This is a genomic window from Citrobacter sp. Cf136, assembly GCF_030333815.1.
Lineage (GTDB): Bacteria > Pseudomonadota > Gammaproteobacteria > Enterobacterales > Enterobacteriaceae > Citrobacter > Citrobacter freundii.
On sequence record NZ_JAOWFE010000032.1, the window covers coordinates 1,157,517 to 1,182,051 of the forward strand.

24 protein-coding genes are annotated in these 24,535 nt (G+C 52.1%); 17 read left to right on the forward strand and 7 right to left on the reverse strand.

The window, feature by feature from the left end; genetic code table 11:
* Positions 1 to 199 precede the first annotated feature (199 nt).
* Together manA and OGV98_RS09925 are read left to right on the forward strand one after the other, a co-directional pair.
* Positions 200 to 1,375 (forward strand): mannose-6-phosphate isomerase, encoded by a 1,176-nt coding sequence (gene manA / locus OGV98_RS09920; RefSeq protein WP_032949235.1) that lies wholly within the window; start codon positions 200 to 202, stop codon positions 1,373 to 1,375.
* Positions 1,376 to 1,481: 106 nt separating this feature from the next.
* Positions 1,482 to 2,990: a YdgA family protein gene (locus OGV98_RS09925; RefSeq protein WP_003028973.1), complete on the forward strand. Its 1,509-nt coding sequence runs from the start codon at positions 1,482 to 1,484 to the stop codon at positions 2,988 to 2,990.
* A 47-nt stretch (positions 2,991 to 3,037) separates the two neighbouring features.
* Here the strand turns inward: OGV98_RS09925 and OGV98_RS09930 are convergent, their stop codons facing one another.
* On the reverse strand, positions 3,038 to 4,066 hold the full coding sequence (locus OGV98_RS09930) for a Mal regulon transcriptional regulator MalI (protein ID WP_202580474.1): 1,029 nt from the start codon (positions 4,064 to 4,066) through the stop codon (positions 3,038 to 3,040).
* 169 nt (positions 4,067 to 4,235) lie between these two features.
* On the opposite strand from OGV98_RS09930, the gene malX reads away from it, so the two are divergent.
* The 3 genes from malX (at position 4,236) to add (ending at position 8,113) form a co-directional block, all read left to right on the forward strand.
* Positions 4,236 to 5,828 carry a maltose/glucose-specific PTS transporter subunit IIBC gene (gene malX / locus OGV98_RS09935; RefSeq protein ID WP_003836411.1) on the forward strand — a complete coding sequence of 531 codons (1,593 nt, stop codon included), beginning with the start codon at positions 4,236 to 4,238 and terminating at the stop codon, positions 5,826 to 5,828.
* Between the two features lie 10 nt (positions 5,829 to 5,838).
* Positions 5,839 to 7,011 carry a MalY/PatB family protein gene (locus OGV98_RS09940; protein ID WP_202580475.1) on the forward strand — a complete coding sequence of 391 codons (1,173 nt, stop codon included), beginning with the start codon at positions 5,839 to 5,841 and terminating at the stop codon, positions 7,009 to 7,011.
* Positions 7,012 to 7,111: 100 nt separating this feature from the next.
* Positions 7,112 to 8,113, forward strand: coding sequence for an adenosine deaminase (gene add, locus OGV98_RS09945; RefSeq protein WP_044699889.1), 1,002 nt, complete (start codon positions 7,112 to 7,114; stop codon positions 8,111 to 8,113).
* Between the two features lie 101 nt (positions 8,114 to 8,214).
* On the opposite strand, the gene OGV98_RS09950 is transcribed toward add, so the two are convergent.
* Positions 8,215 to 9,255 carry an oxidoreductase gene (locus OGV98_RS09950; protein ID WP_286551370.1) on the reverse strand — a complete coding sequence of 347 codons (1,041 nt, stop codon included), beginning with the start codon at positions 9,253 to 9,255 and terminating at the stop codon, positions 8,215 to 8,217.
* Between the two features lie 240 nt (positions 9,256 to 9,495).
* On the opposite strand from OGV98_RS09950, the gene blr reads away from it, so the two are divergent.
* The 12 genes from blr (at position 9,496) to gstA (ending at position 19,849) form a co-directional block, all read left to right on the forward strand.
* Positions 9,496 to 9,621, forward strand: coding sequence for a division septum protein Blr (blr, locus tag OGV98_RS09955; protein ID WP_003029134.1), 126 nt, complete (start codon positions 9,496 to 9,498; stop codon positions 9,619 to 9,621).
* 291 nt (positions 9,622 to 9,912) lie between these two features.
* Positions 9,913 to 10,128: a transcription modulator YdgT gene (ydgT, locus tag OGV98_RS09960; RefSeq protein ID WP_003029138.1), complete on the forward strand. Its 216-nt coding sequence runs from the start codon at positions 9,913 to 9,915 to the stop codon at positions 10,126 to 10,128.
* Positions 10,129 to 10,219: 91 nt separating this feature from the next.
* On the forward strand, positions 10,220 to 10,660 hold the full coding sequence (locus tag OGV98_RS09965) for a DUF2569 domain-containing protein (RefSeq protein WP_286551371.1): 441 nt from the start codon (positions 10,220 to 10,222) through the stop codon (positions 10,658 to 10,660).
* A gap of 76 nt (positions 10,661 to 10,736) precedes the next feature.
* Complete coding sequence (gene rsxA, locus OGV98_RS09970; protein WP_003029144.1) at positions 10,737 to 11,318, forward strand: electron transport complex subunit RsxA; 582 nt, start codon at positions 10,737 to 10,739, stop codon at positions 11,316 to 11,318.
* Complete coding sequence (gene rsxB, locus OGV98_RS09975) at positions 11,318 to 11,896, forward strand: electron transport complex subunit RsxB (RefSeq protein ID WP_003029148.1); 579 nt, start codon at positions 11,318 to 11,320, stop codon at positions 11,894 to 11,896. The genes rsxA and rsxB overlap by 1 nt, the downstream gene beginning before the upstream one ends.
* Positions 11,889 to 14,006: an electron transport complex subunit RsxC gene (gene rsxC, locus OGV98_RS09980; protein ID WP_202580478.1), complete on the forward strand. Its 2,118-nt coding sequence runs from the start codon at positions 11,889 to 11,891 to the stop codon at positions 14,004 to 14,006. Before rsxB ends, rsxC begins: the two co-directional genes overlap by 8 nt.
* A complete protein-coding gene (gene rsxD, locus OGV98_RS09985; protein WP_003836424.1) occupies positions 14,007 to 15,059 on the forward strand; it encodes an electron transport complex subunit RsxD in 1,053 nt (350 codons plus the stop codon). It begins immediately after the preceding gene.
* A gap of 9 nt (positions 15,060 to 15,068) precedes the next feature.
* Positions 15,069 to 15,689: an electron transport complex subunit RsxG gene (gene rsxG, locus OGV98_RS09990; protein ID WP_202580479.1), complete on the forward strand. Its 621-nt coding sequence runs from the start codon at positions 15,069 to 15,071 to the stop codon at positions 15,687 to 15,689.
* 3 nt (positions 15,690 to 15,692) lie between these two features.
* Positions 15,693 to 16,388, forward strand: a complete 696-nt coding sequence (locus OGV98_RS09995) for an electron transport complex subunit E (protein ID WP_003843545.1) — start codon at positions 15,693 to 15,695, stop codon at positions 16,386 to 16,388.
* A complete protein-coding gene (gene nth / locus OGV98_RS10000; RefSeq protein WP_003029161.1) occupies positions 16,385 to 17,020 on the forward strand; it encodes an endonuclease III in 636 nt (211 codons plus the stop codon). Before OGV98_RS09995 ends, nth begins: the two co-directional genes overlap by 4 nt.
* Positions 17,021 to 17,633: 613 nt before the next feature.
* Positions 17,634 to 19,139, forward strand: coding sequence for a dipeptide/tripeptide permease DtpA (gene dtpA / locus OGV98_RS10005; RefSeq protein ID WP_003029162.1), 1,506 nt, complete (start codon positions 17,634 to 17,636; stop codon positions 19,137 to 19,139).
* A gap of 104 nt (positions 19,140 to 19,243) precedes the next feature.
* Positions 19,244 to 19,849, forward strand: a complete 606-nt coding sequence (gene gstA, locus OGV98_RS10010) for a glutathione transferase GstA (RefSeq protein WP_003029164.1) — start codon at positions 19,244 to 19,246, stop codon at positions 19,847 to 19,849.
* An 83-nt stretch (positions 19,850 to 19,932) separates the two neighbouring features.
* On the opposite strand, the gene pdxY is transcribed toward gstA, so the two are convergent.
* The 5 genes from pdxY to anmK form a co-directional block, all read right to left on the reverse strand.
* Positions 19,933 to 20,793, reverse strand: coding sequence for a pyridoxal kinase PdxY (gene pdxY, locus OGV98_RS10015; protein WP_044699898.1), 861 nt, complete (start codon positions 20,791 to 20,793; stop codon positions 19,933 to 19,935).
* A gap of 64 nt (positions 20,794 to 20,857) precedes the next feature.
* Positions 20,858 to 22,132 (reverse strand): tyrosine--tRNA ligase, encoded by a 1,275-nt coding sequence (gene tyrS / locus OGV98_RS10020; RefSeq protein ID WP_003836431.1) that lies wholly within the window; start codon positions 22,130 to 22,132, stop codon positions 20,858 to 20,860.
* A gap of 126 nt (positions 22,133 to 22,258) precedes the next feature.
* Positions 22,259 to 22,915: a pyridoxamine 5'-phosphate oxidase gene (gene pdxH / locus OGV98_RS10025; RefSeq protein ID WP_003029169.1), complete on the reverse strand. Its 657-nt coding sequence runs from the start codon at positions 22,913 to 22,915 to the stop codon at positions 22,259 to 22,261.
* Positions 22,916 to 22,974: 59 nt separating this feature from the next.
* Positions 22,975 to 23,304, reverse strand: a complete 330-nt coding sequence (gene mliC / locus OGV98_RS10030) for a C-type lysozyme inhibitor (protein ID WP_003029170.1) — start codon at positions 23,302 to 23,304, stop codon at positions 22,975 to 22,977.
* Positions 23,305 to 23,391: 87 nt separating this feature from the next.
* On the reverse strand, positions 23,392 to 24,513 hold the full coding sequence (anmK, locus tag OGV98_RS10035) for an anhydro-N-acetylmuramic acid kinase (RefSeq protein ID WP_003029171.1): 1,122 nt from the start codon (positions 24,511 to 24,513) through the stop codon (positions 23,392 to 23,394).
* Positions 24,514 to 24,535: the final 22 nt, after the last annotated feature.

Below are 24,535 nucleotides of genomic sequence, written 5' to 3' on the forward strand. Positions count from 1 at the left end.
CTGCCGCAGATCCGGTTGTAGAAGGAAGGGCTGTCTGCAACCGGAATCACTCAGGGTATTAAAAGCGAGTCTCCATATCCTACACATTTTTTTAACAAAAACTGAGACAAGTACGACTTTTTACATGTGCAGGTTACTTCCCTCAGGGTTTCTTGGTTTAATAGCCGTAGAAAATTCCACATTGAAACAGGGCTTGATAATGCAAAAACTCATCAACTCAGTGCAAAACTACGCCTGGGGAAGTAAAACGGCGTTAACGGAACTCTATGGCATTGCCAACCCCACTCAGCAACCAATGGCTGAGCTGTGGATGGGTGCGCATCCGAAAAGCAGTTCGCAGGTTCTGGGCGCTGACGGCCAGACGGTTGCTCTGCGCGACGTTATCGAGCACGATAAATCCGCACTGCTGGGCGATGCCGTTGCGCAGCGTTTTGGTGAGCTGCCCTTCCTGTTTAAAGTGCTCTGCGCTGCACAACCGCTTTCGATTCAGGTTCATCCTAACAAGCACAACTCTGAAATTGGATTTGCCAAAGAAAACGCCGCAGGGATCCCGATGGATGCGGCTGAGCGCAACTACAAAGATCCTAACCACAAACCGGAACTGGTTTTTGCTTTGACGCCTTTCCTGGCGATGAACGCATTCCGCGAGTTCTCTGACATTGTTGCATTGTTACAACCCGTCTCCGCCGCACATCCGGCTATTGCGCATTTCCTGGAAGAGCCGAGTGCAGAACGTCTGAGCTATCTTTTCGCCAGCTTGCTGAATATGCAGGATGAGGAGAAATCCCATGCGTTGGCGATCCTGAAATCAGCGCTGAACAGCCAGCAGGGTGAACCCTGGCAAACCATCCGTCTGATCGCCGACGTCTACCCGAACGACAGTGGGCTCTTCTCCCCGCTGCTGCTCAATGTGGTGAAACTCAATCCAGGCGAAGCTATGTTCTTATTTGCCGAAACCCCGCATGCTTACCTGCAAGGTGTGGCGCTTGAGGTGATGGCTAACTCGGACAACGTGCTGCGTGCCGGACTGACGCCAAAATATATTGATATCCCGGAACTGGTCGCCAACGTGCAGTTTGTCGCCAAGCCAGCAAACCAGTTACTGACCACGCCGGTTAAGTCTGATGGCGAACTGGATTTCCCGATCCCGGTTGACGATTTTGCGTTCTCCCTGCATGAGCTTACTACCAGTGGCGCAGATATCAGCCAGCAAAGTGCGGCCATTTTGTTCTGCATAGAAGGTGAAGCTGTACTGAGCAAAGGCGAGCAACGTCTGGTTCTGCGACCGGGTGAATCGGCCTTTATTGGCGCGAATGAATCTCCGGTTAACATCAGTGGCGCAGGTCGTTTAGCCCGGGTTTATAACAAGCTTTAGCAAGATACTGATATTTTTAACAACTCTTGCTAAGCTGTAGTAAGTTAAAGACATGTCACTCCTCCAGGCGTCTTCAAACGCCTGGTTTTATTTTATGGATATCAAAATGAAAAAATCGCTGGTAGCTGCGGGTGTGGTGGTTGCGCTGGGTATCGTCTGGACGGGCGGCGCCTGGTACACAGGAAAGAAACTCGAAACGCATCTCGCCGAGATGGTGACGCAGGCAAACGATCAGTTAAAACGTTTCTCCCCTGAGGCGGGTATTGAACTGAGTTATCAAAACTACCAGCGCGGGGTGTTCAATAGCCAACTGCAATTGGTGGTGAAACCAATAGCCGGGCAGGCAGATTCCTGGCTGAAACCGGGGCAAAGTATTGTCCTGGATGAAACGGTGGATCACGGCCCCTTCCCACTGGCCCAACTGAAGTCACTGAATCTGGTTCCGGCTATGGCCTCCGTGAAAACGACGCTGGTGAATAACGACGTTACCAAACCGCTGTTTGATATTGCCAAGGGTGAGTCGCCATTTGTCATTAACTCCCGTATCAGCTACAGCGGCGATACCCGTTCCGATCTTTCCCTTAAACCACTGAACTACGAGAAAGGCGACGAAAAAGTAGCCTTCAGCGGCGGGGAATTCCAGTTTACAGCAGACAAAGAAGGTAACGCTGTCTCGCTGACAGGCAATGCGCAAAGCGGCGTGGTCAATGCTGTCAACGAGTATGACCAGAAAGTACAAATGACTTTCAATAATCTGAAGACTGAGGGTTCCAGCAGTATTGCCAGCTTTGGTGAGCGCATCGGCGACCAGAAATTGTCACTCGAAAAACTGTCGATCTCGGTCGAGGGTAAAGAGTTGGCGGTTCTGGAGGGCATGGGTATCGATGGCAAATCAGATCTGGTTAACGACGGTAAAACTGTCAACAGCCAGCTGGATTACACGCTGAACAGCCTTAAATTACAGGGCCAGGATATGGGTAGCGGTAAGCTGACGCTGAAAGTTGCCCAGATTGACGGTGAAGCCCTGCATCAGTTCAGCCAGCAGTATAGCGCCCAAACCAAGGCGCTGATGGCGCAGATCGATGTGGTACAAAATCCTGAGCTTTATCAGCAAAAAGTCACCGAAGCTTTCTTCAATGCGCTGCCGATACTGATGAAAGGCGAGCCGGTTATCACCATTGCCCCGCTGAGCTGGAAAAATGCGAAAGGTGAAACCGCATTTAATCTGTCACTGCTGCTAAAAGATCCGACAGCAAATACTGAGGAACCACAAACGCTGGCTCAGGAAGTGGATCGTTCGGTCAAATCACTGGATGCCAAGCTGACGATTCCGGTCGATATGGCGACTGAGTTCATGACGCAGATCGCCAAAATTGAAGGCTATCAGCAGGAGCAAGCGGCCGATCTTGCGAAGCAACAGGTGAATGGCCTGGCGGCAATGGGTCAGATGTTCCGAATTACAACGATGCAGGACAACGTCATCGGCTCCAGCCTGCAATACGCAAACGGACAGGTTACGTTAAACGGACAAAAAATGCCGCTGGATGAGTTTGTTGGCATGTTCGGTATGCCTTCTCTCGGCGAACCGGATGCCCCGGCTATCCCGCAACAGTAAATACGCGTGACAAAAGGCCCGATAACCGTGTGTTTATCGGGCCTTTTTTATTTGGCCACCACCAGACGAGCGGAAAGCGTCAGGTTACGCGAATGACCATCATCGTGCCCAATGCGCTGCAGCATGCGCTCAGCAAGGGTATATCCCATTTCACGCGCAGGCGTGCAGGCCCAAATAATGGGGATATCGTCCAGTGCATTTTCCGCTACATCGGCAAATCCCGCTAAGGAGATCTGCTGTTCGAAATAGCGATCTACGCCAATTTCACCACTCTGACGCCCCGCTCTCATCAGGCCAAACCAGGCGCCAACGGCAATGGTTTCGTTGTAGCACACCACTGCGCTGATCGTTGGGTTACGACGTAACAGCGCGGTTACCTCCTCTGCGGCCTGCTTCTGGCTGGATGAACACTCCAGCACCCAGTCGCTATGAAACGGTAAACCATACTTTAGCAACGTCGTACAATAGCCGCCGACACGCTCTGCGCGAGTCAATGAGGAACTCTGCCCCCCCAACCACGCTATTCGCTGATGCCCGTGGCGGATAAGATGTTCAACCAGCAATTGCGAAGCCTGCATGTTGTCAGGTCTGACGGTGTCGACATCATCCAGGTAGCCTGCCCGAGAAGCAAACACCACCGGTATCCCCTTATCGGCGGCCAGTTGTTGTAGGTCGTCGCTACTGCCGGCAGCCCCGGCGATCACCACACCATCAACCCCTTGATTTAGCAACATAGCGAAACGCTGCGCGAGCTGTTCGCCATCTTTGCCACCATGTAATAAAAAGACCATGCGCCCCTGCGTTTCTAATGCTTCCGTCAGTCCCGCCGTCAACTCGGCGTAAAACGGCGTAGAAAGATCGCGCACAATCAAACCAATTACCCCGCTCTGCCCGCCACGCAGCGCCGATGCCTGGCGATTACGCACAAACCCGAGTTGCTCAATAGCGGCATTCACGCGTTCGCCTGTCGCGGATGAAATACGACCTTTTCCACTAAGCACCAATGAGACAGTACTGACCGAAACGCCCGCGGCCAGCGCAACATCATGGATGGTTATTTTTTTGGCTATAGCCATAAAAACGGAAAACTCCCTGATAACGTGACGGATAAAACGTTTTATCAATCACTTATATTTATACGCCCTATTATCGTTCGATAATGTGATTTATACCGCACTAAAATTAGGTAAAACGTTTTATCTTCTCGCCATCATTAGTCAGCTAGCTTTTACGAGGAGTCGTTTGATGACGACGAGAACTACACCAAAAATAACGTTATGGGAATTTTTCCAGCAGTTGGGCAAAACCTTCATGCTCCCCGTAGCGCTACTCTCATTTTGCGGGATCATGTTGGGGATCGGCAGCTCGTTAAGCAGCCATGATGTCTTAACACTGATCCCGGCATTGGGTAATCCGGTACTGCAGGCCATCTTTACCTGGATGAGCAAAGTAGGCTCATTTGCGTTTAGTTTCTTACCGGTGATGTTCTGTATTGCCATACCTCTCGGCCTTGCTCGCGAGAACAAAGGCGTAGCGGCATTTGCCGGTTTTGTTGGTTATGCGGTCATGAACCTTGCCGTCAACTTCTGGTTAACCGCGAAAGGTATCTTACCTACCACGGATGCCGCGATCCTGAAGGCCAACAACGTGCAGAATATCCTGGGGATCCAGTCGATCGATACTGGGATCCTCGGTGCTGTTATTGCCGGGATCATCGTCTGGATGCTGCATGAACGTTTCCACAACATTCGTCTGCCGGATGCGCTGGCTTTCTTCGGCGGCACCCGCTTTGTGCCTATCATCTCCTCGGTGGTGATGGGGCTGGTCGGGCTGGTAATTCCCCTGATCTGGCCGGTTTTCGCTATGGGCATTACCGGGCTCGGCCACATCATCAACAGCGCGGGAGAATTTGGCCCAATGCTGTTTGGTACCGGCGAACGTCTGCTGCTGCCGTTTGGTCTGCATCATATTCTGGTGGCGCTCATTCGCTTCACCGAGGCTGGCGGCACGCAAGAAGTCTGCGGTCACAGCGTGAGCGGCGCACTGACTATTTTCCAGGCCCAACTGAGCTGCCCGACAACACAAGGTTTCTCTGAAAGCGCAACCCGCTTCCTGTCGCAGGGCAAAATGCCTGCGTTCCTTGGTGGTTTACCGGGGGCAGCGCTCGCTATGTACCACTGTGCTCGCCCTGAAAATCGTCATAAAATTAAAGGGTTATTAATTTCCGGTCTTATTGCCTGTGTGATCGGCGGTACCACCGAGCCCCTTGAGTTCTTATTCCTGTTCGTTGCCCCAGTTCTGTATGTGATCCACGCCCTGCTGACCGGTCTTGGCTTCACTGTGATGGCAGTGCTTGGCGTCACCATCGGTAACACCGACGGTAACCTGATTGACTTCGTGGTGTTCGGCATCCTGCATGGACTCTCTACCAAGTGGTATCTGGTCCCTGTTGTGGCGGCGATCTGGTTCGCGGTGTACTACGTCATCTTCCGTTTCGCCATCACACGCTTCAATTTGAAGACACCAGGTCGAGACGTCGAAATTGCCAGCAATATCGAAAAAGTAATGGCTGGAGCGCCGGGTAAATCCGGTTACAACGTCCCTGCCATTCTGTCGGCGCTTGGCGGTGCGGAAAACATCGTTAGCTTGGATAACTGTATTACCCGTCTGCGTTTGTCAGTGAAGGATATGTCTCTTGTGAATGTACAGGCACTGAAGGACAATCGCGCCATTGGCGTAGTGCAACTCAATCAGCATAATCTTCAGGTCGTTATTGGCCCACAGGTCCAGTCAGTGAAAGACGAGATCGCAGTTCTGATGAACACCGTACAAGCTTAAGGACAATGACATGTTTGATTTTTCAAAGGTTGTGGACAGGCATGGTACCTGGTGTACTCAGTGGGATTACGTTGCCGACCGTTTTGGTTCAGCCGACCTGCTGCCATTCACCATCTCCGATATGGATTTTGCCACCGCACCCTGTATTCTGGAGGCGCTGACTCAGCGCCTGTCACATGGCGTGTTGGGTTACAGTCGCTGGAAAAATGATGAATTTCTTGCGGCGATTAGTCACTGGTTTCTATCGCGTCATAATACCCAAATCGATCCTCAGTCGCTGGTTTATGGCCCCTCGGTTATCTATATGGTATCGGAGCTGATCCGCCAGTGGTCTTCTGCGGGTGATGCGGTGGTGATTCATACGCCGGCGTACGACGCGTTTTACAAAGCAATTGAAGGTAATCAGCGCGTGGTGCGCGCTGTCGAACTGGAAAAACGCACTGACTGTTGGTACTGCGACATGGCCGCGCTGGAGAATGCCCTGTCTCGTCCAGAGAGCAAAATTCTTCTGCTCTGTAGCCCACAAAATCCGACGGGCAAAGTGTGGACGCGTGATGAGCTGGAAACCATGGCAGAACTGTGTCAGCGCCATGGTGTAAAAGTTATTTCCGATGAGATCCATATGGATATGGTCTGGGGGGATCACCCACATATCCCCTGGAGTAATGTCGCGCGTGACAGCTGGGCGCTGCTCACTTCCGGTTCAAAAAGTTTTAATATTCCGGCACTGACCGGGGCTTACGGAATTATTGAAGACGCTCAAAGCCGTAACGATTATCTCTGCGCATTAAAAGGTCGCGATGGTCTTTCCTCACCAGCAGTGCTCGCGCTGAGCGCACATATTGCCGCCTATCATCAGGGAGCAAGCTGGCTTGATGCGCTGCGGGATTACCTTACCAGCAATTTGCATTACGTCGCCCGCGAGCTTAATGCCGCATTCCCCGAACTGAACTGGCAGGTTCCGCAATCCACCTATCTGGCATGGATTGACCTGCGTCCGCTCAACATTGATGACCACGCATTGCAGGAAGCGCTCATCCACCAGCAGAAAGTCGCCATCATGCCCGGATACACATACGGCGAAGAAGGACGCGGTTTTGTGCGCCTGAATGCCGGATGTCCACGATCCAAACTTGAAAAAGGCGTTCAGGGGTTGATTAACGGCATACGTTCTGTACGCTAATAAAGTTTGCGCAATGAAATTATTCATTGCGCAACATAGATTTTTATCCCGATTTTTTCTTATAATACGACGCACTTTACCTAAATACACGAGTGCGACCATGATTGATACTTCCCTCCCCTTGACCGACGTCCATCGCCACCTTGATGGTAACATCCGTGCCCAAACGATTCTGGATCTGGGTCGTCAGTTCAATTTAACGCTCCCGGCACAAACGTTGGAAACGCTGATCCCTCATGTGCAAGTGACATCCACTGAGCCAGATTTAGTGAGTTTTTTATCCAAGCTCGACTGGGGCGTGAAGGTACTGGCCTCGCTGGATGCCTGTCGCCGCGTGGCATTTGAAAATATTGAGGATGCAGCACGTAACAGTCTGCACTATGTAGAATTACGTTTTTCACCAGGCTATATGGCGATGGCGCATCAACTCCCGGTGGCAGGTGTGGTTGAAGCCGTCATCGCAGGCGTGCGCGAGGGCTGCAAGACCTTTGGCGTCGAAGCACGCTTAATTGGCATTATGAGCCGTACTTTTGGCGAAGCCGCCTGTCTGCAGGAACTGGATGCGCTGTTAGCCCACCGAGATCATATTACGGCACTGGATCTAGCCGGTGACGAACTGGGATTCCCTGGCAGTCTGTTCCTGTCCCATTTCAACCAGGCACGCGACGCCGGCTGGCATATTACCGTGCATGCGGGCGAAGCCGCGGGACCAGAAAGCATCTGGCAGGCTATTAAAGAGCTGGGCGCTGAGCGTATTGGTCACGGCGTTAAAGCCGTTGAAGATCGTGCGTTGATGGATTACCTCGCCGAGCATCGTATCGGCATCGAATCCTGCCTGACATCAAACATTCAGACCAGCACCGTTGCCTCACTAGCGAACCATCCGCTGAAAACGTTCCTTGAGCATGGCGTTATTGCCAGTTTGAATACGGACGACCCGGCTGTTCAGGGTGTGGATATTATTCACGAGTACACCATTGCCGCACCAGCTGCAGGCCTAACGCGCGAACAGATCCGCCAGGCGCAAATCAACGGTCTGGAAATGGCATTCCTGAGTAACGAAGAAAAACGAGCCTTGCGCGAGAAAGTCGGCGCAGCGTAACGGGTAAAGTGCTGAATGGCGCTAACGCTTATCCGGCCTACGTTGGTTTTCATTGTAGGCCGGATAAAATGCCTGAGCATCTCCATCCGGCATTAGTCCAATCAAGCAAGGCACAGCGTCGAACGATGTTTCGCAGATTCGATACCCAGCTCAATCAGCTCCATAATTTGGATAGCCTGTCTCGCCGGTACCGGGTTTTCACCGTTACCGTTTAACGCATCACGAATGCCAGCATAGTACGTCGGATAGTTGCCTGGTACAGTAAGCCAGGTTTCTTCAACCTGCTCTTCGCCTTCTATTCGCGTCAAAACGCCATCACGCATATCATAACCCCAGTCTTCCTGTGGCAGTCGCTCGCCATTTTTCAGGCGCTCTTCCTGCGGGTCAAGACCATACTTCACATAGCTGCCACGCGATCCGTGCACAATATAACGGGCCGATTCTGCGGCAGCGAGCATGGTGCCATGCAGGATCACACGACGCTGCGGATACGTCAGGATGGCATGGAAGTAATCCGTCGCCTGCGCGCCCGGACGCAACTGGGCCAGGTCTACCGTCAGGCTGACGGGCAAACCAAACAGATTAATCGCCTGATCCAAAAGATGCGGTGCTAAATCGTACCAGATACCGCTTCCCGGACCGCCCTGTTCACGCCAACGGTCACGAACCTGCGGGCGGAAACGATCGAAATGGGATTCGAAATACGCCACCTCTCCCAAAACACCATCCGCCAGCAGAGCTTTCAGCGTCAGAAAATCACTGTCCCAGCGACGGTTATGGAACACAGACAGCACGCGCCCGAGGCTGCGCGCCAGCGTATCCAGCTCACGAGCTTGTGACAGTGTCACAGTAAAAGGCTTATCAACAACCACATGTTTGCCCGCTTCCAGCGCAGCTTTCGCTAATGGAAAGTGTGTGTCATTAGGCGTGGGGATCACAATCAGGTCGATATTTGGATCGTTAAAAAGATGCTTAGGCTCAGCAACAACCGCCACCGTAGGCCAGTCTGCCTTCACTTTTGCTTCATCACTACTGGAAACTGCAACCAGTTCCAGGCCCGGCGTGCCCACAATCAGGGGGGCATGGAAGGTTTTACTGGCATAACCATAGCCAATTAGCCCAACGCGGATGTTGTCACTCATGTTATTGCCTCTCAATTCAGGACTGACCTATTTCACACCATACCTTGCAACGTCTCAATAGTTTAATAACCTTCGCGCTACAAAGGTTGTTTTTAACTTAAGTCAAACATATGCCACTTATGCTTAACTTGCAGCGAAAAAGAGGGAGAAATCGTTCCCAACCATCTTGCTGTATTAATGAGAGATTAGTAACATTTGCAGCCTGTGTTTATGGATAAATCAAAGCAAATGTCATCAGTAATGAATCGTCTTATTGAATTAACAGGTTGGATTGTTCTCGCCGTCTCCGTGATCCTGCTGGGTGTTGCCAATCATATTGACAATTACCAGCCACCAGAGCCCGTTGCGGCAGTGCAGAAGAAATAAGCATCCGCAACCTTTTATTGCCCGGCAATTAACATTGGTAGTTGCAGGGTTTGCCGGTAAAAGATCGCTTTCTGTCAAAAAAAGCGAATTATGCCGCATCCCGTTCCGCTGCATATTGCCAGCGATCGCTATGCGCGTTACCCTTGCCGAAGACGCTCATAGCGCCTGCTTTTTCACAGGTATGAACACTCTTCTTACATTTGCACGTAAATCCGCTTTTACCTGTGCACGTTGTTTATTTTTATATTTTCTACTCCGTTGGTATTATTTTATTAATATGGATCTGCATTTATGACTGTTCAGGATTACTTATTAAAATTCCGCAAAATCAGCTCACTCGAAAGTCTGGAAAAACTTTTCGACCATTTAAACTACACGCTCACCGACGATAGCGACATGATCAATATGTACCGTGCCGCAGACCATCGCCGTGCGGAGCTTATATCCGGAGGCCGTCTGTTTGATGTTGGTCAGGTACCTAAATCAGTCTGGCATTACGTGCAATAGAGAAGAAAGTAGCGCTCAACGTTAAAAGCTTTATAATAATTGCCCCAAAATGAATGGCATGATTGATTGCGCGCGTAAAACTGGAGAAGAGATGACTACCACACCGGCACAACGTATCGGAGGCTGGCTACTTGGGCCACTGGCCTGGCTGTTAGTCGCGTTGTTGAGCGCTTCGCTGGCGTTATTACTTTATGTCACTGCGCTGGCAACACCGCAAACCTTCAAAACGCTGGGTGAGCAAAGTACAGCAAATTTGCTGTTATGGGGCGTCTCCTTTGTTACCACGATCGCCATGTGGTATTACACACTGTGGCTGACAATTGCGTTTTTCAAACGCAGAGCCTGTGTGCCCAAGCATTACATTCTGTGGCTGCTGATCTCCGTGTTGCTGGCGATTAAAGCGTTTGCGTTTTCACCTGTCCCAGACGCTTTTGCGGTGCGCCAACTGCTGTTCCCATTACTGGCCGCAGCACTGTTGGTGCCCTACTTCAAGCGATCGCAGCGCGTTAAATCGACGTTTGTGAACCCGTAATAACCCTACAGTTAACCTGTTGTCGCCTGTTGTAGATTGTCAGATAATAGGCGGCTTTTTTATTTCAGGCCGAAAAATGACTGATTACCTGCTGCTGTTTGTCGGAACTGTACTGGTCAATAACTTTGTACTGGTCAAGTTTCTGGGCCTCTGCCCGTTTATGGGCGTTTCCAAAAAACTGGAAACCGCAATGGGTATGGGCCTTGCCACGACGTTTGTCATGACACTGGCATCCATCTGCGCATGGCTGATTGATACCTGGATCCTAATCCCGCTCAATCTCATCTATCTGCGCACGCTGGCTTTTATTCTGGTTATCGCCGTCGTCGTGCAGTTTACCGAAATGGTTGTGCGCAAAACCAGCCCTGCGCTGTACCGCCTGCTGGGGATCTTCCTACCGCTGATCACGACTAACTGCGCAGTGTTAGGTGTGGCGCTGCTGAACATCAACCTCGGCCATAACTTTTTACAGTCGGCGCTATACGGTTTTTCCGCCGCCGTCGGCTTCTCGCTGGTGATGGTACTGTTCGCCGCGATCCGCGAACGCCTCGCCGTGGCGGACGTCCCGGCGCCGTTTCGCGGGAATGCGATTGCGCTGATTACCGCTGGTTTAATGTCATTGGCCTTTATGGGCTTTAGTGGTTTGGTGAAGTTGTAATGAATGCTATCTGGATTGCCGTTGCCGCAGTGAGTGTACTGGGTCTGGCGTTCGGCGCTATTTTGGGGTACGCCTCACGACGTTTTGCCGTTGAAGATGATCCGGTCGTGGAGAAAATTGATGAAATTCTCCCGCAAAGCCAGTGTGGGCAGTGCGGCTATCCGGGCTGTCATCCTTACGCTGAAGCGATCGGCTCTCAGGGTGAAAAAATTAACCGTTGCGCCCCCGGTGGCGAAGCGGTGATGTTAAAAATTGCCGCCCTGCTGAACGTCGATCCGCAGCCTATTGATGGTGATGAACAAGACGTTACGCCGGTGCGTATGCTGGCGGTCATTGATGAAAATAACTGTATCGGGTGCACTAAGTGTATTCAGGCCTGCCCGGTCGATGCGATCGTGGGCGCGACCCGCGCCATGCACACGGTAATGAGCGATCTCTGCACTGGGTGCAACCTGTGTGTTGACCCGTGTCCGACGCAATGCATTGAATTACGCCCGGTAGCCGAGACACCCGATAGCTGGAAATGGGATTTAAACACCATCCCTGTGCGCATCATTCCCGTGGAACAACATGTTTAAGTTATTCTCTGCATTCAGAAAAAATAAAATCTGGGACTTTGATGGTGGCATTCATCCACCAGAAATGAAAACCCAGTCAAACGGAACACCGTTGCGACAGGTTCCGCTGGCACCGCGTTTCGTTATTCCGCTGAAACAACATATTGGTGCGGAGGGTGAACTGTGCGTAAACGTGGGTGACACCGTGCTGCGTGGTCAGGCATTAACCCGCGGGCGTGGCAAAATGCTTCCAGTCCATGCGCCAACATCAGGTACCGTGGTTGCCATTGCCCCGCACTCCACCGCACATCCTTCGGCACTGGCTGAGTTGAGCGTTATCATAGACGCCGATGGCGAAGACCGCTGGATTGAGCGAGACGGCTGGACCGATTACCGCTCCCACAGCCGGGAAGAGCTGATTGCGCGTATTCATCAGTTCGGCGTCGCCGGGCTGGGTGGCGCAGGTTTTCCCACCGGCGTTAAACTGCAGGGCGGCGGAGATAAAATTGAAACGCTGATCATTAACGCCGCTGAATGCGAGCCGTACATTACAGCAGATGACCGCCTGATGCAGGACTGTGCGGCGCAGGTCGTTGAAGGGATCCGCATCCTGGCGCACATTCTTCAGCCACGCGAGATCCTCCTCGGCATAGAAGATAACAAGCCGCAGGCAATATCTATGCTGCGCGCGGTGCTGGCTGATTCACACGACATCAGTTTGCGCGTGATCCCCACCAAGTACCCTTCCGGCGGGGCTAAACAGTTAACACAAATCCTGACTGGCAAGCAGGTTCCCCACGGTGGACGCTCCTCAGATATCGGCGTATTGATGCAAAACGTCGGAACCGCCTATGCAATTAAACGTGCAGTAATTGACGGTGAGCCGATCACCGAACGTGTCGTGACGCTTACCGGTGAGGCCGTCAGCCGTCCGGGCAACGTCTGGGCGCGTTTGGGCACGCCGGTTCGTCATCTGCTCAACGACGCGGGCTTCTGCCCTTCCGCCGACCAGATGGTGATTATGGGCGGACCGCTGATGGGGTTTACGCTGCCATGGCTGGAAGTCCCGGTGGTGAAGATTACCAACTGTCTTCTGGCCCCCTCTGCCAGTGAAATGGGTGAAACGCCGGAAGAGAAAGGCTGCATTCGCTGTAGCGCATGCGCCGATGCCTGTCCGGCGGATCTCCTGCCACAACAGCTTTATTGGTTCAGTAAAGGGCAACAGCACGACAAAGCAACGGCCCACAATATCGCCGACTGCATTGAATGCGGTGCCTGCGCCTGGGTATGCCCAAGCAATATTCCGCTGGTGCAGTATTTCCGCCAGGAAAAAGCCGAGATTTACGCCATTAGCCAGGAAGAAAAACGAGCCGCTGAAGCGAAAGCACGGTTTGAAGCCCGACAGGCGCGCCTTGAACGTGAAAAAGCAGCGCGTCTTGAACGCCATAAGAGCGCCGCTGCTCAACCGGCGGCCAAAGACCATGATGCTATTGCCGCCGCGCTGGCTCGCGTAAAAGAGAAACAGGCTCAGGCGCTGCAGCCGGTAGTAATTCAGGCAGGTGAAAAACCTGACAATAGCGCAGTGATTGCCGCACGCGAGGCGCGTAAGGCGCAAGCTCGTGCTTCCCGTAAGGAAAATTCGCCGCAAAGTGAAGGCAGCAGCACGGGTACAGATCCGCGTAAAGCTGCCGTCGAAGCGGCAATTGCTCGCGCCAAAGCCCGCAAGCTCGAGCAGCAGGCGGTACCGGAAACAGCCGAACCGGTTGATCCACGCAAAGCCGCCGTGGAAGCGGCCATCGCCCGCGCTAAGGCCCGCAAGCTCGAGCAGCAGGTGGTACCGGAAACAGCCGAACCGGCTGATCCACGCAAAGCCGCCGTGGAAGCGGCAATCGCCCGCGCTAAGGCCCGCAAGCTCGAGCAGCAGGTGGTACCGGAAACAGCCGAACCGGTTGATCCACGTAAAGCCGCCGTGGAAGCGGCAATCGCCCGCGCTAAGGCCCGCAAGCTCGAGCAGCAGGCGGTACCGGAAACAGCCGAACCGGCTGATCCACGCAAAGCCGCCGTCGCGGCCGCTATCGCACGCGCTCAGGCAAAGAAAGCCGCACAGCAGCAGGTTGTTAACGAGGAATAAATGGTATTCAGAATAGCAAGCTCCCCTTATACCCATAACCAGCGCCAGACATCACGTATCATGATGTTGGTGTTACTTGCGGCATTGCCGGGGATCGCCGCACAGCTGTGGTTCTTCGGCTGGGGTACGTTGTTCCAGATAATTCTGGCCGCCATCAGCGCTATCGCAGCCGAAGCGGGCGTGCTTAAACTGCGTAAACAACCCATTGTGCCGATTTTAAAAGACAACTCTGCGTTACTCACCGGGTTGCTGCTGGCCGTGAGTATTCCCCCGCTCGCCCCCTGGTGGATGGTGGTATTGGGCACGGTATTCGCGGTTATCATTGCGAAACAGCTGTATGGCGGTCTCGGTCAGAACCCGTTTAACCCTGCCATGATTGGTTATGTCGTGCTGCTAATCTCATTTCCAGTACAGATGACCAGTTGGCTGCCGCCGCACGAAATTGCGGCTACAGTGCCTGGGTTCTTTGACGCGCTGAACGTTATCCTTAGCGGCCATACAGTCAGCGGTGGGGATATGAATACACTGCGTATGGGCATTGATGGTATCAGTCAGGCAACGCCTCTCGATACCTTTAAGACATCACTGCATGCCGGGCATACCGTTGAACAGGTGATGCAATACCCGATTTACAGCGGTGTGCTGGCAGGCGCGGGCTGGCAGTGGGTTAATCTTGCCTGGCTGGCGGGTGGTATCGTTCTGTTATGGCAGGGGGCGATTCGCTGGCATATCCCGGTTAGCTTCCTGCTGTCGCTCGCAGTTTGCGCCACTCTGGGATGGTTGTTCTCACCTGAGTCACTCGCGTCTCCTCAGTTACACCTGCTTTCCGGCGCAACCATGCTGGGTGCATTTTTTATTCTTACCGACCCCGTTACGGCCTCGACAACTAACCGCGGCCGCCTGATTTTTGGCGCTCTTGCGGGGTTGTTAGTATGGTTGATTCGCAGTTTTGGCGGTTATCCTGACGGTGTAGCCTTTGCTGTATTACTGGCAAATATCACGGTTCCCCTGATTGATTATTACACCCGCCCTCGCGTGTACGGACATCGCTAAGGACTCCCAATGCTGAAAACGATTCGTAAACACGGTATTACGCTGGCACTGTTTGCTGCTGGTTCAACGGGATTAACCGCGGCAATCAATCAATTAACCAAGTCCACCATTGATGAACAGGCCGCGCTGCAGCAAAGAGCACTGTTCGATCAGGTGCTACCTGGCGATCGCTACAATAATAACTTGTCTGAGAGCTGTTATCTGGTCAATGCGCAGGCATTGGGCAAAGGTACTCACCGCGTGTATATTGCCCGCCAGGACGACCGTCCCGTTGCAGCAATTCTTGAAGCTACAGCACCAGATGGGTATTCCGGGGCGATTCAACTGCTGGTCGGTGTCGATTTTACGGGTACCGTGTTGGGTACGCGGGTAACCGAGCATCATGAAACCCCGGGACTGGGCGATAAAATCGAACTGCGACTGTCCGACTGGATCACCCACTTTAGCGGCAAAACGATCGCTACGGGTAACGATGCCCACTGGGCTGTGAAAAAAGACGGCGGCGACTTTGACCAGTTTACTGGCGCAACCATTACGCCGCGGGCGGTAGTGAACGCAGTAAAACGCGCCGGTTTGTATGCGCAGACGCTACCCGCGCAGCTTCCTCAACTTAGCGCCTGTGGAGAATAAACCATGAGCGAAATTAAAGACGTTATTGTCCAGGGGTTATGGAAAAATAACTCCGCGCTTGTGCAGCTACTCGGGATGTGTCCGCTGTTGGCCGTTACCTCTACCGCCACTAACGCGCTGGGGCTGGGGCTCGCGACGACGCTCGTTCTGACGCTGACCAACCTGACGATTTCGGCCCTTCGTCGCTGGACTCCGCCTGAAATCCGTATTCCAATTTATGTCATGATCATCGCCTCCGTGGTGAGTGCGGTGCAGATGCTGATCAATGCCTATGCCTTTGGCCTGTATCAGTCTCTGGGCATCTTTATCCCGCTGATTGTGACCAACTGTATTGTTGTTGGCCGCGCAGAGGCCTTCGCCGCCAAAAAAGGCCCTGCATTATCCGCACTCGATGGTTTTTCCATCGGTATGGGGGCGACCGGCGCCATGTTTGTTCTGGGCTCGCTGCGCGAAATAATTGGTAACGGTACACTGTTTGATGGCGCAGACGGTTTGTTGGGTAGCTGGGCCAAAGTATTGCGCGTTGAGATCTTCCATACTGATACGCCGTTTCTGCTGGCCATGCTGCCACCAGGCGCGTTTATTGGTCTGGGCTTGATGCTGGCAGTTAAGTACCTGATTGATGAGAGAATGAAGAAACGTCGTGCCGAAGCGGCTGTCGCGGACAGTCCAACTGGTGAAACAGGGAATGTCTCATGAACAAAGCAAAACGTCTGGAAATACTGACTCGCCTGCGGGATAACAACCCGCATCCGACAACCGAGCTTAATTTTACATCGCCGTTTGAACTGCTGATTTCGGTCTTGCTTTCCGCTCAGGCCACCGATGTCAGCGTCAATAAAGCGACGGCTAAACTATACCCCGTCGCCAATACGCCTGCTGCGATGCTGGAGCTCGGAGTTGAAGGTGTTAAGTCCTACATCAAGACAATCGGTTTGTTTAACAGCAAAGCGGAAAACGTAATTAAAACCTGCCGCATTCTGCTGGAACAACATAATGGTGAAGTGCCTGAAGACCGTGCTGCGTTAGAAGCTCTCCCCGGCGTTGGGCGCAAGACGGCTAATGTGGTGTTAAATACCGCCTTTGGCTGGCCCACTATTGCCGTAGATACCCACATTTTCCGGGTATGTAACCGGACACAATTCGCCCCAGGTAAAAACGTCGAGCAGGTAGAAGAAAAGCTACTGAAAGTTGTACCCAGTGAATTTAAAGTCGATTGCCACCACTGGTTAATTCTTCATGGCCGCTACACCTGTATAGCCAGAAAGCCACGTTGTGGTTCCTGTATCATCGAAGATCTCTGCGAATTCAAAGAGAAAGTCGATATCTAATGCTGCCGGGGCATCCTCTTTGCCCCATACATACATAACGTTTAGTTATGCACTCCCTAAAGTTTCTTTTCCCGACAATGATGCCATTCAATTGCTCAAATCTAATGCAATATTCTTGTTAATTAACACCTGAACAGGTTAATCGTTTTTTTAGCAAAAGAAATTTCTATCTATACGTGATCCAGATCATCCAGCTAACACAATGTTAATAATTTTTTATTTTTTAGTTAAGGTGACAATTGGATGACCTAACTGCACAGTTTATAAACAAAACATTACACTGCCTATTTTTCAGATAATGGCCTATATCACTGGATTCAACCTTAAATAGCAGAACATATCGCCACATTGCGGTTTTAGCGGTGATTAAACAGTGTAAAAATCTGCCATTTTACAAATGAAGAAATTTAACGCTAGATAACATTTCTCAGCCCCGACGATTTCACCAGCCATGATATATGTAACAGATTATTACAAACCACTTGTCTGAATGGTCAAGATAGTGAACATTACTTGCCGTTTCCCCTCCCACTATAACAATCGGACGGATGAACTTGACTCATCACGTACCTGAACACCCCCGTTGATATGGGATGTAAAAAAAGAGGTAAAAGTGTCTACTGCAAACAATAAACCAACAGAAAGCGTAAGTTTAAACGCCTTCAAACAACCAAAAGCGTTCTATCTCATTTTCTCTATTGAGCTGTGGGAACGTTTTGGTTATTACGGCCTGCAAGGGATTATGGCCGTCTACCTGGTTAAACAGCTGGGTATGTCAGAAGCGGATTCCATCACCCTTTTCTCGTCCTTTAGCGCCCTGGTGTACGGTCTGGTTGCCATTGGCGGCTGGTTAGGTGATAAAGTTCTGGGAACAAAACGTGTCATTATGCTGGGTGCCGTTGTCCTGGCCATCGGTTATGCGTTGGTAGCATGGTCCGGTCACGATGCGGGTATCGTTTATATGGGCATGGCGGCTATCGCGGTCGGTAACGGCCTGTTTAAAGCAAACCCATCCTCCCTGCTCTCTACCTGCTATGCCAAAGATGACCCGCGTCTTGATGGTGCATTTACCATGTACTACATGTCCGTCAACATCGGTTCATTCTTCTCTATGCTGGCAACGCCATGGTTAGCTGCGCGTTACGGCTGGAGCACTGCGTTCGCGCTGAGCGTCGTGGGTATGCTGATTACCGTTGTTAACTTCGCATTCTGTCAGCGCTGGGTTAAACAATACGGTTCTAAACCTGACTTTGAACCAATCAACTTCCGTAACCTGCTGCTGACTATCGTTGGCGTTGTGGTTCTGATCGCGATTGCGACCTGGCTGCTGCACAACCAGCAGATCGCACGTATGGTTCTGGGTGTAATTGCTATCGGTATCGTGTTTATCTTCGGTAAAGAAGCCTTCACCATGAAAGGCGCTGCACGTCGTAAAATGATCGTCGCCTTCATTCTGATGCTGGAAGCGATTATCTTCTTCGTGCTGTACAGCCAGATGCCAACCTCACTGAACTTCTTTGCGATTCGTAACGTTGAGCACTCTATTCTTGGCATTGCTTTCGAACCTGAACAGTACCAGGCGCTGAACCCCTTCTGGATCATCATTGGTAGCCCAATCCTCGCCGCTATCTATAACAAGATGGGCGATACCCTGCCGATGCCGACCAAGTTTGCGATTGGTATGGTGCTGTGTTCCGGTGCATTCCTGATCCTGCCGCTGGGCGCGAAATTCGCTACCGATGCGGGCATCGTTTCCGTTAACTGGCTGATTATCTGCTATGGCCTGCAAAGTATCGGTGAGCTGATGATCTCCGGTCTGGGTCTGGCAATGGTGGCACAGCTGGTTCCGCAACGCCTGATGGGCTTCATCATGGGTAGCTGGTTCCTGACCACTGCCGGTGCAAACATCATCGGTGGCTACGTCGCTAACATGATGGCTGTACCAGAGAACGTGACTGACCCGCTGATGTCCCTTGAAGTCTACGGTCGTGTGTTCCTGCAGATTGGTGTTGCGACGGCTGTTATCGCTGTTCTGATGCTGCTGACGGCTCCGAAACTGAACCGTATGACTCAGGATGACGAAGCCGATGAGAAAGCCGCTAAGGCCGCGACAGCGTAATTCTCAGGGAAACTCATTTTCAGGCCGCTAACGGTTGTTAGCGGCTTTTTTTTTGCATGAGGTAGCACTACCATACGATATACCTCAGCCAAAAGGAGTTACCGATGAAACTGTTCTACAAACCGGGCGCTTGTTCTCTCGCTTCCCACATCACACTTCGTGAGAGCGGTAAAGATTTCACGCTGGATGGTGTTGATCTGATGAAGAAACGTCTGGAAAATGGCGATGATTTTTTCGCGGTAAACCCAAAAGGGCAAGTTCCCGCACTGCTGCTGGATGACGGTACGCTACTTACCGAAGGTGTCGCCATCATGCAATACCTGGCGGACAGCGTGCCAGACCGTCAGCTCCTTGCCCCTACCAGCAGCCTCTCCCGTTACAAAACCATCGAATGGCTTAACTACATTGCGACAGAACTGCATAAAGGCTTTACGCCACTTTTCCGTCCCGATACGCCGGAAGACTTCAAGCCAACCGTTCGCGCGCTGCTGGAGAAAAAAATGCAGTATGTGAACGACTCGCTAAAAGATAACCAATGGATCTGCGGCCCGCGCTTCAGCATCGCCGATGCCTACCTGTTTACCGTACTGCGTTGGGCCTATGCGGTTAAGCTGAATATGGCAGGATTAAGCCATATTGACGCGTATATGGCGCGTATGGCTGAACGCCCGGCGGTTGCCGCGGCGCTTAAAGCAGAAGGGTTAAATTAATTGTTGTTGCCGGGTGGTGCTTGCGCTTGCCCGGCCTACAGCTAAAAATATGCCCGATAAGCGTGAACGCCATCGGGCATTGATTACAGCTGCGTTGCGCTGAAGTAGTGTTCAGGCTTCGCGATGCGATCCTGCGCGGCCACCACTTGCAACTCATACTCGTGCATCTCTTTAGTGGCGATCATCACTTCGTACACTGCCGCAGTCACATGCTCAAGCGCCTGCTGTAAAGACGCGCCCTGTAACAGTTTCACCAGCAACAAGCCACTGGTAACATCACCCACACCCACCGGTTGACGTGCGCCAAAATCGACCAGCGGGCGACTGATATGCCACGCCTGTTCAGCGGTGACCAGCAGCATCTCGAAACGGTCGGTGCTAATACCTGCGCGTGCCAGATGCTTCACCAGTACAATTTCAGGTCCCTGAGCGATCAGTTCACGCGCCGCCGCAACGGCCTCATCGACATTGTTCACCGCATGCTCGCACAGAATTTCGAGCTCAACCAAATTCGGAGCAATAATGTCACTAGCCGGAAGCGCATGACGTACATGAAATTCCGCCACACCCGGAGCTACGATACATCCCTTTTCAGGGTGTCCCATCACCGGATCGCAAAAGTATTTTGCCTGCGGGTTGGCCGCTTTTACTTTACGTACAATACCCAGAATATGCTCGCCCTGTTCAGCTGAGCCAAGATAGCCGCTTAGTACTGCGTCACAGGTCTGGAGTTTATCAATATCAGCAATGCCCTGGACAATTTCAGTCAGGTGGCTCGGCAGCATAACACAACCGGTCCATTTGCCATACTGCGTGTGGTTTGAAAACTGGACGGTATTCAACGGCCAGACGTTTGCGCCAAGACGACGCATCGGAAATTCTGCTGCACTGTTGCCCGCATGGCCAAAAACAACGTGGGACTGGATGGCGAGGATATTCTTCATTTTACTTACCACAACCCTGAAAAAATAAAGGGGCGTAGTTTCCCACGCCCCTGCTAACGCAATCTTACTTCCAGCAAATCAGACAATAGTTCTTCTTGCCACGGCGCAGTAAGGTATAGCGCCCGAACAGGATATCACTCTCCTGGAAGAAATATTCCGGATCGGACTGCTTCTCACCGTTGATGGTCACTGCGTTAGACGCAATGGTCTTACGGGCCTGACCGCGAGAAGGTTGCAGCTCGGAGTCCACCAGCGCCTGCATCAAATCGGCACCTTTGTCCATCTCGATCATCGGCACGCCATCCTGCGCCAGCTGTTCGAAATCTGCTTCACTCAAATCGCTGAGATTGCCATTGAACAAGCTTTCGGTAATGCGTTTTGCCGCGACCAGACCTTCTTCACCGTGAACCAGACGCGTAACCTGTTCGGCCAGAACATACTGGGCACGCGGCGCTTTACCGCTGTTTTTATCTTCTTCTTCCAGCGCATTGATCTCTTCAATGTCCATGAAAGTGAAGAATTTCAGGAAGCGATAAACGTCCGCATCGGCGGTGTTAATCCAGAACTGGTAGAATTTATACGGACTGGTTTTCTTCGGATCCAGCCACACTGCGCCGCCTTCCGTCTTACCGAACTTGGTGCCATCAGCTTTAGTAATCAGCGGAACGGTCAGACCAAACACCTGATTCTGATGCAGACGACGGGTCAAATCGATACCCGAAGTAATGTTACCCCACTGGTCAGAACCACCAATCTGCAGCGCCACGCCGTGTAGTTTATTCAGGCAGGCAAAGTCATAACCCTGCAGCAGGTTGTAAGAAAACTCAGTAAAGGAGATCCCCTGATCGTCACGGTTCAGACGCTGCTTAACCGCTTCTTTGTTGATCATCTGGTTGACGGAGAAGTGTTTGCCGATATCACGCAGGAAAGTCAGTACGTTCATACTGCCAAACCAGTCGTAGTTGTTCGCAGCAATCGCCGAGTTGTCGCCACAGTCGAAATCGAGGAACGGTGCAACCTGTTTGCGGATTTTATCCACCCACTCCTGCACAGTGTCTTCGGTATTCAGTTTACGCTCGGCGGCTTTAAAGCTCGGGTCACCAATCAGACCGGTTGCGCCACCTACCAGTGCGACAGGCTTATGGCCTGCCTGCTGGAAGCGTTTCAGGCATAACAATGGAACCAGATGCCCCAAATGCAAGCTGTCAGCGGTAGGATCGAAGCCGCAATAGAGCGCGATCGGGCCTTGCGCCAGTCGCTCTGCTAACGCTTCCTCGTCCGTCACCTGGGCCACCAGCCCCCGCTCTTGCAATTGTTTAATCAAGTTACTGCTTGCCATCAAAATCTCCATGTATAAAACGACTGCACCTTTGCCGGTACACGACTTTTCGCCTGATGCGAAAGAAACATAGAATAAAGCGCCGGATTGATCAGCACCAGCGCTTAAAACAAGAAATTTGCATCTTTAGGGGGCCAGGCGATCAATTTTCCACGCGTTATCTTCGCGTTGGTATAAAAAACGATCGTGTAAGCGGTTTTCACCACCTTGCCAGAACTCCATTTGCTCAATACTCACGCGAAAGCCGCCCCAGAAACTGGGCAGTGGAACTTCTCCTTGTTGAAACTTCTGCTTCAGTTCGAGAAATTTACTTTCGAGAATACCACGAGCAGAGATCCTGCTGGATTGCTTAGAGACCCAGGCGCCAATCTGGCTGTCGCGTGGGCGACTGTGGAAGTATTTCACTACTTCTAACGTGGAGAGACGCTCAGCCTTGCCGATCACCATCACCTGCCGTTCCAGCGTATGCCAGGGAAATAAAAGGCTGATGCGTGGATTTTTCTCGATCTGATGCGCCTTACGGCTGCCAAGGTTGGTATAGAACACCAGCCCTTTGTCATCATAATGTTTGAGTAACACGATACGCTGATACGGCTGGCCATTTTCATCGACGGTCGCAACGACCATCGCGGTGGGATCGGCCAGTTTGGCGTCACAGGCTTGCCCCAGCCAGCGCTCAAACAGCGCAAGGGGTTCGGCGGGAAGATCGCGGCGGCGAAGACCGCCTTTCGTGTATTCACGGCGCAGATGCGCGATTTGCTGCAATTCGTCGTTATCAGACATGATGTTGGGCTACGGATTGTCAGTGGGTGACGCTATTGTGCGCCGCCCAGGTGAAAATCTCAACGCTTCGGGTTCTGTAACTGACAGTTATTTAGCACAATTCTGTCTCGTTTATAGACCGTTGCCTCGTCGCCTTTAGACCAGAAAACGTAGATCCCATCGGTATAGCGCGCACCTGATGCCGACACGCCCTGTTTGAGGTTCAATAGCTGATTATCATAAACAAAGCTTGCCGTCTGGCGGGTATTGTTCAGCTTGACGGTAAGCGGTTTTTCGTCGCAGCGGTATTCGAGCGTATCCGTTTGCATACGCTCAACAAATTGGTTGTACACGCTACACCCGCTAAGGAGTACCGGCAGACACACTAACAATAGTTTTTTCATAGCCATATCCTGAAGACTTTCCTGGTCCCGGAGGGTAATGGCACCCTCCCTAATATCCCTAGTTTACCGGCATACGGTGCTGAATAATTTCAGTTAACTCTGAGTTCGTGGGTTAGCAGGATAAATCGCCCCTAAAACGCTCGGCTCTGATGCGCCAGTCACAGAAGGCAGATTTCCAGGTAATCCGGCCAGTGTCCGCCACGCCAGCCAGGCAAAGGCTAACGCTTCCATATCATCGCCGCTGATCCCGGCTTCATCCGTTGAGGTGACCTCTGTTCCCGGCAATAGTGCCGCCAGACGCATCATCAGCAGCGGATTACGGCTTCCTCCACCGCAGACCATGAGCCGTTCACAGCCGCCGCTTAGCAAGACCTGCTCTGAAATGGTCACCGCGGTCAGTTCGGCAAGCGTCGCCTGCACATCCCGCGGACTAATCCCCGGGAACTGCACCAGATGACGTTCTATCCAGCCATAATTAAAATACTCACGACCAGTGCTTTTCGGCGCAGGCGCGGAGAAATAAGGGTCGTTAAGCATATTTTGCAGTAACGGCAGGATAACCATTCCCGAAATGGCCCACTGCGCATCTTTGTCGTAAGGTTGACCGCATTGCCGCCAGATCCAGGCATCCATCAGCATATTGCCCGGCCCGGTGTCGTATCCGCGAACCGGTTGTTGCGGAATAAGCAGAGACAGATTGGCAATCCCGCCGATGTTTAACACCATCCGCCGTTCCGTTGGATGTGCCAGCAGTGCCTGATGAAACGCGGGAACGAGCGGTGCACCCTGCCCGCCAAGTGCAATATCACGTCGACGAAAATCGCCGACTACGGTTATCCCTGTACGCGCAACAATCTGGTTGTTATCGCCAATTTGCAGCGTGTGTGGCGCAGCACCGTTCGGTTCATGCCACACGGTTTGCCCGTGGCAACCAATCGCAACGATATCCTGCGGTTTCAATTTTTCTTGCGCCAATAACGCATTCACCGCCTCAGCAAATAAATAACCGAGCTGTGCGTCCAACTGACCAAACTGAGAAAGTGTAAGCTGCTGCCCCTGGCAGATATCCAGAATCGCTTGTTTAACATGAATGGGGATGGGCCAGGTCAGACTCGCCTGCTGCGCAACCATCGTTTCATCTATTGTCGCCAGCACAACATCGACGCCATCAAGGCTGGTTCCAGACATTACACCGATAAAACGGCCCGATTTCATAGGTCATCCTTTTAAGCAAATT